This is a genomic window from Peribacillus sp. FSL R5-0717 (assembly GCF_038002945.1).
Classification (GTDB): Bacteria; Bacillota; Bacilli; order Bacillales; family DSM-1321; genus Peribacillus; species Peribacillus frigoritolerans.
Genome location: NZ_JBBOOF010000001.1, coordinates 347,238 through 362,630 on the forward strand (window position 1 = coordinate 347,238; position 15,393 = coordinate 362,630).

General features: G+C 42.6%; 11 protein-coding genes. 2 read left to right on the plus strand and 9 right to left on the minus strand.

Features of this window, described 5'->3' with window-relative positions:
- Nucleotides 1-14: 14 nt before the first annotated feature.
- Together NYE65_RS01695 and anmK are read left to right on the plus strand one after the other, a co-directional pair.
- A complete protein-coding gene (locus tag NYE65_RS01695) occupies nucleotides 15-1,625 on the plus strand; it encodes a glycoside hydrolase family 10 protein (RefSeq protein WP_340862075.1) in 1,611 nt (536 codons plus the stop codon).
- A gap of 162 nt (nucleotides 1,626-1,787) precedes the next feature.
- The gene (gene anmK, locus NYE65_RS01700; protein WP_340859626.1) at nucleotides 1,788-2,960 is read left to right on the plus strand and encodes an anhydro-N-acetylmuramic acid kinase AnmK; all 1,173 of its coding nucleotides are present in this window, start codon (nucleotides 1,788-1,790) and stop codon (nucleotides 2,958-2,960) included.
- A gap of 90 nt (nucleotides 2,961-3,050) precedes the next feature.
- On the opposite strand, the gene NYE65_RS01705 is transcribed toward anmK, so the two are convergent.
- From NYE65_RS01705 to NYE65_RS01745, 9 genes are all read right to left on the minus strand, one after another.
- Nucleotides 3,051-4,490 carry an NAD-dependent succinate-semialdehyde dehydrogenase gene (locus NYE65_RS01705; RefSeq protein ID WP_340859627.1) on the minus strand — a complete coding sequence of 480 codons (1,440 nt, stop codon included), beginning with the start codon at nucleotides 4,488-4,490 and terminating at the stop codon, nucleotides 3,051-3,053.
- Nucleotides 4,487-5,875 (minus strand): hypothetical protein, encoded by a 1,389-nt coding sequence (locus tag NYE65_RS01710; RefSeq protein WP_340859628.1) that lies wholly within the window; start codon nucleotides 5,873-5,875, stop codon nucleotides 4,487-4,489. The genes NYE65_RS01705 and NYE65_RS01710 overlap by 4 nt, the downstream gene beginning before the upstream one ends.
- A 14-nt stretch (nucleotides 5,876-5,889) precedes the next feature.
- Nucleotides 5,890-7,041 carry an iron-containing alcohol dehydrogenase gene (locus NYE65_RS01715; protein ID WP_340859629.1) on the minus strand — a complete coding sequence of 384 codons (1,152 nt, stop codon included), beginning with the start codon at nucleotides 7,039-7,041 and terminating at the stop codon, nucleotides 5,890-5,892.
- Between the two features lie 131 nt (nucleotides 7,042-7,172).
- On the minus strand, nucleotides 7,173-8,777 hold the full coding sequence (locus NYE65_RS01720; protein ID WP_328178561.1) for a sigma-54 interaction domain-containing protein: 1,605 nt from the start codon (nucleotides 8,775-8,777) through the stop codon (nucleotides 7,173-7,175).
- A 1,040-nt stretch (nucleotides 8,778-9,817) separates the two neighbouring features.
- Complete coding sequence (locus NYE65_RS01725; RefSeq protein ID WP_340859630.1) at nucleotides 9,818-11,311, minus strand: aldehyde dehydrogenase family protein; 1,494 nt, start codon at nucleotides 11,309-11,311, stop codon at nucleotides 9,818-9,820.
- Between the two features lie 53 nt (nucleotides 11,312-11,364).
- Entirely contained in the window at nucleotides 11,365-12,330 is a 966-nt protein-coding gene (locus NYE65_RS01730) for a PDR/VanB family oxidoreductase (protein WP_340859631.1), read from the minus strand.
- 5 nt (nucleotides 12,331-12,335) lie between these two features.
- Nucleotides 12,336-12,854 (minus strand): hypothetical protein, encoded by a 519-nt coding sequence (locus tag NYE65_RS01735; protein ID WP_340859632.1) that lies wholly within the window; start codon nucleotides 12,852-12,854, stop codon nucleotides 12,336-12,338.
- A gap of 12 nt (nucleotides 12,855-12,866) precedes the next feature.
- Nucleotides 12,867-13,856, minus strand: coding sequence for a heme-dependent oxidative N-demethylase family protein (locus NYE65_RS01740; protein ID WP_340859633.1), 990 nt, complete (start codon nucleotides 13,854-13,856; stop codon nucleotides 12,867-12,869).
- Nucleotides 13,857-13,901: 45 nt separating this feature from the next.
- On the minus strand, nucleotides 13,902-15,314 hold the full coding sequence (locus NYE65_RS01745; protein WP_034307741.1) for a purine-cytosine permease family protein: 1,413 nt from the start codon (nucleotides 15,312-15,314) through the stop codon (nucleotides 13,902-13,904).
- Nucleotides 15,315-15,393 lie beyond the last annotated feature (79 nt).

Below are 15,393 nucleotides of genomic sequence, written 5' to 3' on the forward strand. Positions count from 1 at the left end.
AGGTTGTACTATTGATGCATGTAAGAATTACAAAGAAAAAATTCGGTTCATTGGCACTAGCCGCATTGGTGGGAGGATCACTTCTCCTTCCAGCTGATTTGGTTGCAAATGCAGAATCAGGGACAATCCCGCAAGCAACCACTTATGTAAAACAGGAACTGCGGGCAACTTGGATTGCAAGTGTATTAAATATTGACTGGCCGTCCAAACCTGGTTTATCCATATCAGTACAGAAAGAAGAATTCATAAAATATTTGGATGAACAAAAAGCGATGGGAATGAATGCTGTCGTTATGCAAATTAAACCCACTGCGGATGCTTTTTATCCTTCTGAATACGGTCTTTGGTCAAAATATTTAACAGGAGTCCAAGGAAAAGATCCCGGGTATGACCCTCTTGCATTCATGGTAGAAGCAGCACATGAGCGCAATATGGAATTCCATGCGTGGTTTAATCCGTACCGCATTACGATGCCTTTAGGTAAAACAGCTGAAATATCGGATATTGATAATCTTCCAGAATCTCATCCTGCTAGAAAGCATCCGGATTGGGTCATACCATATGGACAGCAATTGTACTTTGACCCAGGCATTCCTGGCGTACAACGGTTTGTGATCGATGGAATATTGGAAGTTGTTAAGAATTATGATATCGATGCAGTCCATATGGACGATTATTTCTATCCTTACAAGATTGCAGGAGTACCTTTCCCAGATAATATTTCCTATCAAAAATATGGAGCAGATAGATTTACAAATGTTGAAGATTGGCGCAGGGATAATGTAAATAACCTTGTTAAGAATATAAATGAAGAAATCAAGGCAGAAAAATCATATGTGAAGTTTGGTATAAGTCCATTTGGAGTTTGGCGCAACAAAGCAGTTGATCCCACAGGATCTGACACTGCCGCAGGACAAACGAATTATGATGATTTATATGCAGATACCCGAACATGGATCAATAATGGATACATTGATTATATTGCCCCTCAATTATATTGGAATATAGGATTGCCAGTAGCTGACTATGCCAAACTTCTGGATTGGTGGACAAAAGAAGTCGCAGGAAAAAATGTTCAACTCTATATTGGACAGGGAGACTATAAAATTAATACAGAGTCCAATGGTGTGCAAAACTGGTTCAACCCTGAAGAAATGCCAAACCAGTTAAAACTGAATCGAACATATAAGGAATTTGATGGAAGCATGCATTTCAGTGCCAAGGATTTACGGAAAAACCCTCTTGGGATAGCGGATCGCTTAAGCGAGGATATTTATAAGCATCCCGCATTGGTTCCAGCCATGCCTTGGATTGATGATCATGCACCAAAGGCCCCAAAGGTGAGCAAGGCCACACAATCAGGAGATGGGATACAATTCGAAATTCAAGATCATAAGCAATCAGATGCCACCTATTATGCCATTTATCGTTTTGATGGGAAGAAAAAAGGAAACATTGAAGATTCAACGAACTTACTTGCCACAGTGCATAAAGAAAATACAAGTCAATTGTTTAATGACGGCAGTGTAGAAAAAGGAAAGACTTACACATATGTTGTGACAGCATTGGACCGCACTCACAATGAAAGCAAACAAACTAAACGGATTGATATAAAAGTAAAATGATCTTCAAGAAATAGACTGATAGTTTAAAAGGCCCTTCTCAGTGAACAATGGACGTAAAGCATCCATAAACAATATATTGGAAAGGTTTTATCTTAATAGCATACACTGTTGTAAATCATGCTATATCACGATGATAAAAGAATCGAAGTAGGTGGAATGACGATGTACATAGTTGGATTAATGTCCGGAACATCACTGGATGGAATTGATGCCGCACTCGTTCGGGTGAATAATAGTGGACTCGAGACTGAAATCGAAATGATTGAGTTCATGACATGCCCGTTTCCAAAAGAAATTGAAAAAGAAATTATGCAGTCTTTATCTGCAGATACATCCAATGTGCAGTTAATATGCAGTTTGAATTTTAAATTAGGGAAATTATTTGCCAATGCCGTAAAGGAAGTTTGTCATAAATCTGGATTTCCCATTAATAAACTTGATCTTATTGGATCCCATGGACAAACCATTTACCACCAGCCTTTAAAAGAACAAAATTATATACCCTCCACTTTGCAAATTGGGGAAGCTGCAGTAATTGCTCACGATACAAACACACTTGTAATCTCGAATTTCCGGACGATGGACATGGCTGCTGGTGGACAAGGAGCTCCTCTTGTTCCTTTTACCGAATACATTCTTTATAGAAGTGAAGCAAAGGGACGATTACTTCAAAACATAGGTGGCATTGGAAATGTAACCGTCTTACCCAAGCAAGCATCTTTGGATGACATGTACGCTTTTGATACAGGGCCTGGGAATATGATTATTGATGAAGTATGCCGCCAATTGTTCAATAAAAGCTATGACGAAAGTGGAAACATAGCTAAACAAGGACAAATCAATGACGAACTTTTATCTTATTGTATCAGTCATCCTTATATTATGAGCCCTCCACCAAAATCAACGGGCAGGGAATTGTTTGGAAAGCAATATGTAGTAAAACTATTAAAGATTTTTGAATCGCTTCCAAACCAAGATATTTTGGCAACAGTAACGATGTTTACAGCAAAGTCCATTGTGGAAAACTATCGAAATTTCATCTTTCCAAAAACCAGTATTGAAGAAGTGATCATTGGCGGCGGTGGCAGCTATAACAAAACGCTATTAAACATGATTCAATCACTGCTTGGAAATTCTATTCGAGTTTTGACTCAAGAAGAGTTGGGATACTCTTCTGAAGCAAAAGAAGCGGTAGCTTTTGCATTACTTGCAAATGAGACTTTCCATGGTCATACAAGTAACGTTCCCATGGCTACCGGTGCTGACTCCGATGTCATCCTTGGAAACATGACCTTTCCTCCTTCCTATCTGAAGGGACGTAAAAATGCATTTTAACCATTGAAAAAGAGTGGAAGGCACATCGATAATTGATGTGCCTTCCACTCTTTTTTTGCCTTAAGAATCATGGCGGACCCTTCCGTTTTTTTACTGGCCAAGCTGCATGGAGACATACTTCACTTCTAAATATTCATCCATGCCGTAGTGTCCGCCTTCCCTGCCTATACCGCTTTCCTTCATGCCTCCAAATGGCGCTTGTGCAGTGGATGGGGCACTGTCATTAATACCGACAATCCCATATTCAAGTGCATCCGAGTAGGCAACCGCCTTATTAAGTGACTCGGTATACACATAAGCTGCCAAGCCAAAATTCGTGTTATTGGCTCGATCTATCGCTTCTTGATCGGTTCTGAATGTACTGACTGGCGCAATTGGCCCAAACGTTTCTTCCTGCATGCACAGCATATCATCCGTTACATTGGAAAGTATGGCTGGTGCTATGAAATGGCCTTGTTTTTCATCGACTCTTGAGGTGTTATGGAGGATGGCCCCCTTACTTGCAGCATCCTCCAATTGAAGCCGAACCTTTTTAACTGCAGCTCCATCTATCAATGGACCAAGATCGGCTCGCTCCATTCCATTTCCAACCTTCAAAGCTAAAACGGCTTGTTCGAAAGCTTGTAAAAACGGCTGTTCAATTGTCTCATGGACGAATATCCTGTTCGCACAAATACATGTTTGTCCAGCATTCCTGAATTTCGATTGAATCAAACCATTTACTGCTTCTTCGATATTCGCATCCTCAGCAATGATGAACGGAGCCAATCCACCGAGTTCAAGCGAGACTTTTTTCACTGTTTCTGCCGCCTTTTTCATTAAATGTTTCCCTACTGGAGTGGAGCCTGTAAATGTAATCTTCTTAACACGTGAATCATTCATCCACACATCTGATACATCTCCCGGTTTTTGTGTAGTTACAATATTTATCACACCAGCCGGAATGCCCGCTTCATGAGCACTTTCAACCAATAGCAAAGCGGTCAAAGGCGTTTGTTCCGCAGGTTTTATGACCACGGTACATCCCGCAGCAAGAGCTGGCGCCACTTTTCTCGTGATCATGGCAGCAGGAAAATTCCACGGGGTAATGGCAGCAATGACACCGACTGCCTGCTTTTGCACTAAAATACGCTTTGATGCAACGGAGGCTGGTATGATTTCCCCATAGTTGCGCTTTGCTTCTTCAGCGTACCATTTCACGAAACTTGAGGCGTACTTCATTTCACCTTTTGCCTCTGCCAATGGCTTTCCTTGTTCCAGGGTCATGATCGTTGCGATTTCATCCAGCCTGTTCTCAATGATGGTATACCATTTCTCAAGTAATTCCGCCCTATGGTATGCACTCGTTTTCGACCAAGTCAGAAAAGCAGCTTGAGCTGCATCCACAGCAGCCTTTGCCTCTTTTTCGTTAGCGTCCGGAACATAGCCCACAGGCTCCAATGTTGCTGGATTTTCCACTACAAAGTGACTTTCTGTATGAATAGGTGCGCCATTAATATAAATTGGCCATTTTTCCACTATTTTTTTCATGATGCTTTACTCTCCTCTCCTTCTCCATGATCTGTAAAAGTCTTATCATTCTCTCCTTTGAAAAAGTCCTTGCCATATAATAGGGCACATAATAGAATGCCTGCAGCAAACGCCATGCCAGCACCTTTTATAACAAGGATGGCAGCAACGACACCTGCAATTCCGAGGTCGCGTTGGCTCTTCGCCTGCATCACGCCTACGCGTACGCTAACATATCCTTGAACCAAAAGCGTCAAGGCCAAGGCGACACCGAGAATGGGTTCCACCAGGCTGACTACCGGCAATAAGAATAACCCTGTATTCGTACCCCAACGGAACGAGCCGGCACCGCCGAAGAAAGAATTCATGGCTTTCTTGCCATTCTTGAACCGTTCCACAACCACGACCTGCATGGCTGCCCACAACGGACCGCACATTGTTATATCAGGTCCGATAAAACTCATGATCACATTTCGGCCGCCAAAAATTAAATGGGCTCTGTTTGGATTATAGTCCACCTTTTCATCTTCCCTGACCTCATCGGATTCAGAAAGCAGCGCTTTTGTTTTGAGCACATCCCCGAATACGACTAAATAAGTAGCAAAAACAGCTGGAATCGCACTTAAAAAGAAGGTCAAGGCAGGAAAACCTAAACCGAAAACAGTATAGTCTGACCATAGCGTAGCGAAATCCGGACTGCTGAATCCCCATTGGATATCAGGCCATTTTGCTTCTCCGAAAATAGGGGCTACAAAGACCGCGAGTAAAATTGCCGGCAATATCCCTAAATTCCCTATGAATACCCAAGCTTTATTTCGCATTTTCAATTTTCCAAAACTTTTCGAAAAAAGCAGATAAAAAGCAAAGCCGATACAAATGCTAATTGTATAAGGAAATAAATCAAACTTTCCACCCACTTCAAAAATGGAAACGACAGCACCAATACCCGCCCCTAAAATAATGCCTGATTTGATTGCATTCGGCACTAGTCGCACGACCTTACTGGCAAGTCCGGTCATTCCTAGCAATATCGATAAAATACCTAATGTTAATTGAAACGCAACGAGTGCATAGACCCGATCAGGCCCCTCCGGAAATTGCCCGACGAACAATACAAGCAATGGAACCGCAGGTGTAATCCAACCTGGTATAACCGGGTCCCCGAGTAAATGATGCGCCAAGTATAATAATCCATTCAAGATAACGACGGCTAGAGCCACGTCAAAAGGCATACCGAGATGGTCTGCAAGCAGCGTTATCGCTCCAAGGTCAACTGCACACATCAATAATCCTTGAACGTAGTCAGGCCACTCAAAACGATAATGGACAAATGGCAGTCTTATCTTAAAAGGTCCCGCAGGTATATACGATGTCTCTTCTCCATAGCGGCGTTTTTTCCATTTCATAATGTTTCCTCCACTTAAAAGCCATAGGCTGAACGGTATATTTTTTCGATATCCCGAACGTTTAATGCACGGGGATTATTGCGAAGTAAACGGACTTGTTTGATGGCCTCGGCAGCCATTTCACTTAAAGCCGATTCAGGAATCTCAAATTCACTTAGTGACTGTGGTATATCAACATAGCGACATATTCTGGTCATCGCTTCTATCGCTTTATCCGCTGCCTCATCATCATTTAAATGATTGACTTTCTCTCCAAGTGCTTCAGCAATGTCGCGAAACCTTTCCAAACAGGCAATTTTATTCCACTTCATGACAAATGGCAGTAATAATGAATTGCTGACTCCATGTGATAAATGGAAGCGGCCTCCAAGCGGATAAGCTAAGGCATGAACAGCTCCAACACCTGCATTGCCAAAAGCTAACCCTGCCATTAGGCTTCCTGTGATCATCGCTTCCCGAGCTTCCAGATTATCTGGCGCAGCATAAGCCTTTGGTAAATGTACAGCGATTAACTTCATGGCCCCAATTGCCAAGGCATCCGTAACGGGCGAAGCAAATTTGGAAATATAAGCCTCGACCGCATGAACAAGTGCATCCACTCCACTCGCAGCAGTCACACTTGGCGGGCAAGTCAGCGTCATGACGGGCGATACAATCGCTACATCCGGTAAAAGATACGGACTTACAATTCCCTTCTTAACCTGTTCTTTCTTGTCCGATAAAATCGAAATATTCGTCACTTCTGACCCGGTTCCTGCCGTCGTCGGTATGGCTATTAAAGGTAGACCTGGGACTTCAATCAAGTTCGTACCGAAATAGGTATCGATGCTGCCTGAATTCGTAGCCATGACGGAAGAGGCTTTCGCAATATCCATCGCACTTCCACCGCCTACCGCAATCAGTCCATCATGTTTTCCATCCTTGATTGTCCGTACACAATTCTCAACGATTTCAATTTCCGGTTCTGGATTCACATCAGGGAAAATACCGTATGCTGATGAAAGTAAATCCTCAACCCTTTGTACAACCCCGGCACCCACTAAAACTTTATCTGTAACGATCAACGGATTCCTCATCCCTAATCGCGTAGCCTCATCAGTCAGCTGCTGTAAAGAGTCTGCTCCTGTCACCAATTTGTTTGCCATAGAAAATATAGAAATATTCATGGTTACCTCCCCTTTCATGTTTTTACTAATGCAGGAATCATGCCAAAGTGAAAACGCTTGATTTATAAGGGAGATACCCTTTTTTTCATGTGTTACCGGATCAATAATGAGTGGAAAACAAATCAAATAAACTAATTCGATTCGTTTTCTAATCGCATGTGAAATTTTTTCATTTTTTGCACCAAAGCGCTTTGACTGATATCCAAAGAGATGGCAGCGGCCCTTGTAGTCCCATACTTCTTCATCGCATTCAATATCAGGGAACGCTCCAGCTCGGAAACGGCTTCCTTCAAAGAATGTGTTGTCGGTTTTTTTGATAAGACCGGCTGGATGAAAGATGGTAAATTAGACAAATCAATCGTATCATCATATGTCGTGACGACCAGCCGCTCTGCAAGACTCGCAAGCTCACGTATATTGCCAGGCCACGAATAGTTCGTCAGCCATTCATAGCATTCCGGTGTCATCTTTTTCTTCTCATTATATTTTTCATTGAATTTTTTCAAATACATTTCTAAAAGCGGGATCGTTTCTTCCTTTCTCTGGCGTAAAGGAGGGACTTCAAAGGAAACGATATTAAGCCGGTAATAAAGATCTTCGCGGAAGGATCCTTCTTGCACCAGGGAGGCAAGATCGCGATGTGTGGCTGTAATTAACCTGACATCCACTTCTTTCATTTCGGTAGAACCCACTCTCATAAACTTGTTTTCTTCTACCACTTTCAAAAGTTTCACCTGTAACTCTAAAGGTAAATCCCCAATTTCGTCCAAAAATAACGTGCCACCATTCACTTTCTCAAAAATCCCCATTTTTCCATTCTTAAGGGATCCGGTAAATGCCCCTGGTTCATATCCAAAAAGTTCAGATTCCACCAAGTTCGCTGGAATGGCTCCGCAATTTAATTCAAGGAAAATCTTTTCCTTCCTGGAGCTTTTGGCATGTATGTACTTGGCGATTAAACTCTTCCCTACTCCCGTTTCCCCCTGCAACAAGATCTTCGCATCCGTTTTTGCCACTTTATCAGCAAGTTTGAATAAAGGAGTTGTAGAAGGACCAATGATTATTTCCTGTAAATTGACCTGTTCCGAGCCAGGCAATAATTGGGAAATAGGTTGAAAAGATAACTTTTGGCTGTCAATCGTATACTTCATCCGGATTAATTCAGTAATATCCCTGACACTATTTATGACAAATATGACTTCATTTTGTGGCGATAGAATAGGTGTTGCCGATACGATAATCTTTCTTCCATTTCGAATTCTTTGTGTCAAAGTAACTTGATTCTTCGTTCGAATGGAATCCAATGAAGCTGAAACGGATATCATACCTTGCTCAATTAAATAACTCATCGGTTTTCCGATGATCTCCTCTTCTCTTATTCCAGTAATACGTTGATAAGCTTGATTGATAAATAATGTCGTTCCATCACCATCTGTGATATACACTCCATCATACAGTGCATTAAAAACAACCCTGCATAAATCACTCTCAAAGAATGCTTGAAATTGATCATATGGTATTGAGTAATTCCGTAAATTTTGCAGCGGTGCATTAACCGTAATGAAATGAGAAATGGGCTTCGTCAAATCACTCTGCTGCACTGCCGCTGATAAAGCCTCTATTGTCAAAAATCCGATGAAATCCTCTGAATCATCCAAAACTTCCACTTCAGTGCTTCCTATCGGGAAACACGATATTGCTTCCTCCACTGTCATATCCGAATAAAACTTAGTCATCAATATCCACTCCCTGGCTGGTCTTTACTAATTGATAGAACGCTTCCTCCTTGATTGAAGACTTTTTGAGGTCCTGTCGGCTTCCAAGTCTATTCAATTAAAGAAGACAATGAACTTATTAACTTATATTGTGTGAGCATTATGTAATGTTTTTTCCTTTTTCTTTGTAATGATACTATGTACGACAATCAACGACACCAAGAATAAATGCTGCACCGGTAAAACGATTCAATCTCATTTATAAATGGCAATGGTATGTTACTTTATCATATCAATGGTGTTTTTTATGCTCAAATCCATTTTCACTCATCACAGGAAAACTTGTCCTTTTGTTGCATAATAAAAATGCCTGCGAAATGGCTCATTCCTTGAGATTTTTTAATTCTCAGTTGAAGCTTAAGATCATTTGTTAAGTGCTTTAAAAGGTTTTTCTACAGTTTGAAAAAACCTAATCCGTATTTGGATTAGGTTTCAGACTGTAGACAAACTCGATGAAAACTCAGTTTGCATTGAAAAAAGTTGCAGCTGATTTCAGAGATCCGCTCCCTTTCCGCCGACTGTCTGCCAAGCCTCCTCAGCGCAAGCGCCTGTGGGGTTTCGGCTAGCCAGTAATTCGGCAGGATGTCGCAAATCTCTTCAATCTAGTGAGGGTTTCATCCATATAAACTAGTAAAAAACATGAAAGATACTCAAGTTTAATTTTAAAATCTTGGTTCGGGGCGAGTGCAATTCGAAACTCCTTTTGTCAAAAAATTGATGAAACCGCCAGACTGTTTAAACGAATTGGAGAAGAAGAGCCAGTTTCCCTTCAATATTTCTTAAAAAAGAAGTTCCAGTTGGATTCGAACAGGGAAGGTACGAGACTCGCAGGAAAAGCGTGGCCAAGTGAGACCCCGAGGGCGGACCGCCCTCGGAAAGCGAGTGCCTGGAGTGGAAATCATTACACATAACCCTTTCACTAACCCCATTTTGTCGCCAAACTGAAACCTAATCCGTATTTGGATTAGGTTTTTGGTTTGATTAAAGAAAGTAAGTGACGATTATTTTGGAAACCAGCCGACGGGTTTTACATCGAGATTGATGTTGATTTGTTTAATTTCCTGGTATTCGTCCAAGCCGTATTTTCCTAAACTGCGTCCAATCCCGCTCTGTTTGTAACCGCCCCATGGCGCCTCGACATATGTTGGATGATAATCATTTACCCATGTGATGCCTGCCCGTACCTTCTTGATCACACGCAATCCTTTTGCTCCATCGTTAGTGAAGACGCCGCCTGCAAGGCCGTAGTCTGTATCATTTGCCAGTTTAATAGCTTCTTCTTCATCTTTGAACTTTTGAATGACAACGACTGGACCGAAGATCTCCTCTTGTACGATGCGCATGTCAGGTGTTACATCGGTGAAGACAGTCGGTGCAATGAAGTACCCTTTGTCAAGACCGCCATCAACAAGACGGTAACCGCCTGCCGCAAGTGTCGCACCTTCCTGTTTGCCGATTTCAATATAGTTCAAAATGCTATTCATTTGCGCTTCGCTGACAATGGCCCCCATGTTGCTGTCTTCTGCAAGTCCAGGTCCAACTTTAATTTTATTTGCGCGTTCAACATAGCGTTTTACATATTCATCATAAATACTTTCTTCAACTAGAATTCGGCTGCCTGATGAACAAACTTGGCCGGCACCGAAGAAGATGCCAAATAATCCATAATCGACGGCTGTCTCTAAATCTGCATCTGCAAAAACGATGTTAGGTGATTTACCGCCAAGCTCAAGGGAAATTTTCTTTAAGTTGCCCGCTGCCGCCTTCATGATAGTGCGGCCAACATCCGTACTTCCTGTAAATGAAACAATGTCAACATCGTTGCTTTCCGCGATGGTTTGTCCGACAACAGTGCCGCGGCCCATCACCATATTAGCCACACCTTTCGGGATGCCTGCTTCCTCCAGGATTTCGAATAATTTCATTGCTGTAACAGGTGTCACTTCAGCCGGTTTATATACAATGGTGTTTCCTGCCGCAAGCGCCGGTGCGATTTTCCAGACACTCATTAGAAGTGGGAAATTCCAAGGTACAATCAAACCGGCTACACCTACTGGCTCACGAACAACCATCGCTTGCACGGGAGCGGGAACTTGATACGTTTCCCCTTCTGGATGAAGGACCAAACCAGCGTAGTAACGGAAACACGCTGCGGCATCAGCAATATCGAAACCTGCCTCTGCTTTAAGTTTCCCGTTGTCCATTGTTTCAAGAATCGTTAACTCTTCGGCACGTTCATCGATTTTATCTGCAATTTTATATAGGTAGGAAGCACGCTCCTGTGCTGTTAGGCCTGACCAGATTCCACTTTCAAAGGCTGCCTTCGCTACTGAGATTGCCCTTTCTGTATCTTCTTTGGTGGCACGCGGAGCTTTTGCGATGATTTCCTGTGTTGCAGGATTGATTACCGGGATTACTTCATTTGAAGATGAGGCCTGCCACTTACCGTCGATGTAATTTTTAAGCTCTAATACTGCCGTTTCTAATATAGTCATGTTTCATTCCTCCGGTTTTCATTATTTTTTTATAATCTGTACGGGATTAATCGTTACAGTTTTAAGACCAGTCTGTCGTCCTTCGCACGTGAGCAGCATGTCAGGATTGATTTCCGTGTTTGACGGTTTTCTTCGCTAAGGAAGAAATCACGGTGATCCACTTCACCTTCTGCAACATCCACCTCACAACTTCCGCACCCGCCTACTTTACAAGAATAAGGTGCATCGATTCCTTCCCTTAAAAGCGCATCAAGCAGTGTTTCACCCTCATGAACGCGGATGGACCGATCACTGTCTGTAAGGTCGACGATGAATGGATCTCTCGCCCCATCATTTTTTGCCGCAAATAATTCGAAGTGGATCGCATGTTCCGGATAACCATAGGAACTGGCAGCTTTTCGATACTCTTGCACCATCTCGATTGGTCCGCAAAAATAGACGTGCGTGCCAATGCGATGATCCATCATCGTCTCGGGCATCATTCTGCGTTTGTCTTCTGCCTGTGAAAAATAAAAGGTGCATTGATCATTGTATTTGGCTTTCAGCAGATCATAAAAAGTACATAACTCCGGAGTGCGTGCAGCATAATGGAGTTCGAAGGTTTGCCCTTCGGCGGCCATGTCTTCCATCATTGCCAGAAATGGGGTTATGCCGATTCCAGCTGCATAAAAAGCATGATGCTTAGCTCGAAAGCTGAGAGGGAAGTTATTTTTAGGAAAACTGACTTCCAACCTGGAATCTACCTTTACTTGATCATGCCAGAAAGCCGAACCTCCGCGTGATGCCTCATCACGCCGAATGGATATCGCATATTTATTGCGGTCCCTTGGGTTGCTGATAAGGGAGTACTCTCGCTCGAAAATCTTATCTCCAGCCGGCATGTAAGTGGTCAAATGCGAACCGCCTGTAAATGCAGGCAACGGCTTTCCATCAACTGGAATCAACTCGAACTGTTTCACGAATGGAGTTTCTTGAATGATCTTGTTTACTTTCATTTGAATATTTCCTACTACCCGCATGATGATCAGCTCCCTACTTCTTCTTTTCCGATCGGGATGTATGGGTAACCAATATAACCTTCCCGTACGATTGAATAAAAAGGACCTATTTCAAGACTGGCTTTGCAATGGTCACATTCTGCAATTTCTGCTTCTTCTTCGACTTCCGACACTTCGAAACATTTCATGCAATATACGTATCGTCGTTTAGGCCCGATAATCACCGTCTGGATCTCAGCTTCAGATAGACCAGCCTCCACTCCGAGCGAGAAGATCATGACGGCATTGTTCCATGCAGCCGCAATATAAAATTGGGTGCCCATCTTTTGTGACAGGATGACTCTCTTAATCTCCTCTTTATCTTCCATTCCGTTAATGGATAGACATTCAACAGGCACTGTACCTTCGATTTCAGAAGTGTAACTTTTCGCCTGATCATATCCGGCTTGATCGGAAATGACGACAAACTTTCTTCGTTCATTCCGAGGGGTAAATTTATTTACGATCGTAATGGATTTATCAAACAATACTGGACTATTGTACAAGGCCCTATCCTCCTACTTATTGTTTAGCTTCGCTTTTTTCTTTTCATCGATACTCCTCAAATATTCGACCGATTGTGGAAGGAATGGGGCAATTCCTTTGTATTCAGCCATTGGTCCGGGAATATCCTGCAGTACGCTATATGTCAGATCAAACCACTCCTGGCGCAATGTCAAATCCTCTAGCGGCAGGAATTGAGTATTCAATACGAATAGAATGGCATTGCTTCGTGGCATGCGATAAAATTTTTGTTCTTCAACACGCAAACGAACAAGTTTACCTGCATTTTCCGGTGTTATTTCAGAACGTTGCGGTCCCCAGACATCCATCGTTTCATAGTTGACATCCCAACGGTCCGCCATCAGGTTCCAATTGATGCGTGTCCATGGCTTTCCTGGCTCGATGGATAATAAAAACTTACGAACGCGATCTGCGAGTTCATCACCTTTCCGTGATACGAATGGAACAGGTGCATGTATCTCATCAAAGGACATCCCTTTATTCCAGTTAGCCGAGAAGAGTGCAGCGTATGAAACTTGACCCACTTCCAAATAGAAATTACTATCGCGATGAACCATTAAAACAAAATCATTATGGAAATGGCGGCCTATATAGTCAAGCGGCTCATTTGGAAGCGTGCTGGCATCGCCATACACGAATGAATCGGTTTCCCCGAAAATGTGGTTCTTGAAAGTCCATTTGTCCCCATCTTTAATGACCTCGAAATGCTCCGGATAGCGATCAGCTGCCATGTCAATCAGCATTTCCAACACTTCCCATTGCATTTCCATTGTGTGTGAAAAAGATTGAAACCTTATATGCGGCTGTTCTTCAAGGAGTCGACGCTTCGTTTCCACTTGGAGTTTGTATTCTGGTGTAACTTCAATACAGTTAACGTTTGAGAGTTTTTTCAAGTCGTTTGAATAACGATAGTTACCTGAAGTGAATGGAAATGGGAATGTATCTAAATCTGTTGTTTTGAAATCTAAACTTTGTGTAAACATTGAACAATCTCCTCTCGTTCCCTAGATTCTTTAAAGTGGTTTTTTCTACTTAGCTTCCTTTAATTCCACGGATGGACGCACCATGTCAACTTCATAACGGAAAATGTATTTAGATGAAACATAGTAGGTGACTAAAGCGACAAAGTATGTTGGAATTCCGGCAGCTGTATAAAGGAAAAAGTCACTTGCTTCAAAAGTCAATGGATTATAGAGTGCCCAGTAAACGATCGTTCCAATGACCACCGTGAGAACGGCAGACGGGTTAATGCCTTTCCAATAAGTATAAGAGCCTTGTGTGTCATACAAATCCCTTATTGAAATGCGTTGGCGCTTTACAAAAAAGTAATCTGCCACGACAATGCCGCCAAGTACAGCCATAATGAAGGAAATGACAGCAATGAATGAGCCAAATGCATCGTAGAACGTTGAGCTTAGAAGTAAGAATATAGTCGGTACGGTCGTTCCCATTGCAATCATCCATGATTTTTTCGGAAATACAGTTTTAAAGCTGACAGCTTGTGAGTACATAAGGAAAATGGCTGCACCGACATTCCCTACCGAAAGTAAAATCAAGCCAATGAAGCCGCCCCAACTTCCTGCGATGGAAAACATCCAGTCAGAAGGATTAAGTGAACCAGCGACTAATGCAGCAAGGGCCCCAACTAAAGCAGCGATACAGACGATGATTCCATAGCTATAGAATCCCGCTTTAAATGCGCCTCCTTCTGTTTTGGACAAACGGCTGTATTGGCCAAGATACGGAAGCCATGAAAAGCCGAGACCGATATTTAATTCCAGGGCTGTCGCGAATGAACGAGAAGTCGTTTCAAAGGGTTCAGAAGGAAGTATATGGGCAACTTTCGTGAATCCCTGTCCAAACAAGACAATTGCGAGAAGGCCAAACATGAGAACCATAAAAACCGGCACGGCCACTGCGGTATATTTTTGAATCGCTACCGGTCCCCTCACGGTTACAAGAAATGCACAGATAAAGAGTAATATCGAGAAAAACGGCGCCCCCATTGCTTGGCTTGAAAAAATCGCGGGCATCCCCAGCCAATTAGCAGCCTCTGCCAACGCCTGGCCGGACATAAAGAGCGCAATGGAAATGTAGCCGAGGGTTAAAATAAGAAAAACAAAGAAAAAGATATTGGATCCTAAATAACCAAGTGAACTTCGAAACCCTACAAAAGTGTCTATGCCATAACGCGCAAAATAAAGGGTAATGGGAACAATCAACAGCATAGGGAAGGCGTTACCGAATAAAATCGCTGCAAGTGACTGCTTTGCGTCAAGCATTGTACCTGTATATCCGCCAGTCAACAGCCCAAAAGATGAGAGGCCAATAACAACTTGAACTAAAATTAAATCCCGTAGGTTAAAAATCCGGTCGTTTTTACTTGCCGGTAAGAACCCAAAGGCCACATCCTTTGAAATGGAGGAATTCTCTTTGCTCACACACTTCTCTCCCAACTATTAAAATAATGATTGTATGGCTTGGAATGAGGCTGTCATTGTTCTTCGTGACCTAAACAAC

Coding starts and splice junctions, on each gene's coding strand:
- NYE65_RS01740 (WP_340859633.1), bottom strand. CDS start 13,856: ATGTTTACACAAAGTTTAGATTTCAAAACAACAGATTTAGATACATTC.
- NYE65_RS01720 (WP_328178561.1), bottom strand. CDS start 8,777: ATGACTAAGTTTTATTCGGATATGACAGTGGAGGAAGCAATATCGTGT.
- NYE65_RS01705 (WP_340859627.1), bottom strand. CDS start 4,490: ATGAAAAAAATAGTGGAAAAATGGCCAATTTATATTAATGGCGCACCT.
- NYE65_RS01715 (WP_340859629.1), bottom strand. CDS start 7,041: ATGAATATTTCTATATTTTCTATGGCAAACAAATTGGTGACAGGAGCA.
- anmK (WP_340859626.1), top strand. CDS start 1,788: ATGTACATAGTTGGATTAATGTCCGGAACATCACTGGATGGAATTGAT.
- NYE65_RS01695 (WP_340862075.1), top strand. CDS start 15: ATGCATGTAAGAATTACAAAGAAAAAATTCGGTTCATTGGCACTAGCC.
- NYE65_RS01725 (WP_340859630.1), bottom strand. CDS start 11,311: ATGACTATATTAGAAACGGCAGTATTAGAGCTTAAAAATTACATCGAC.
- NYE65_RS01730 (WP_340859631.1), bottom strand. CDS start 12,330: ATGCGGGTAGTAGGAAATATTCAAATGAAAGTAAACAAGATCATTCAA.
- NYE65_RS01710 (WP_340859628.1), bottom strand. CDS start 5,875: ATGAAATGGAAAAAACGCCGCTATGGAGAAGAGACATCGTATATACCT.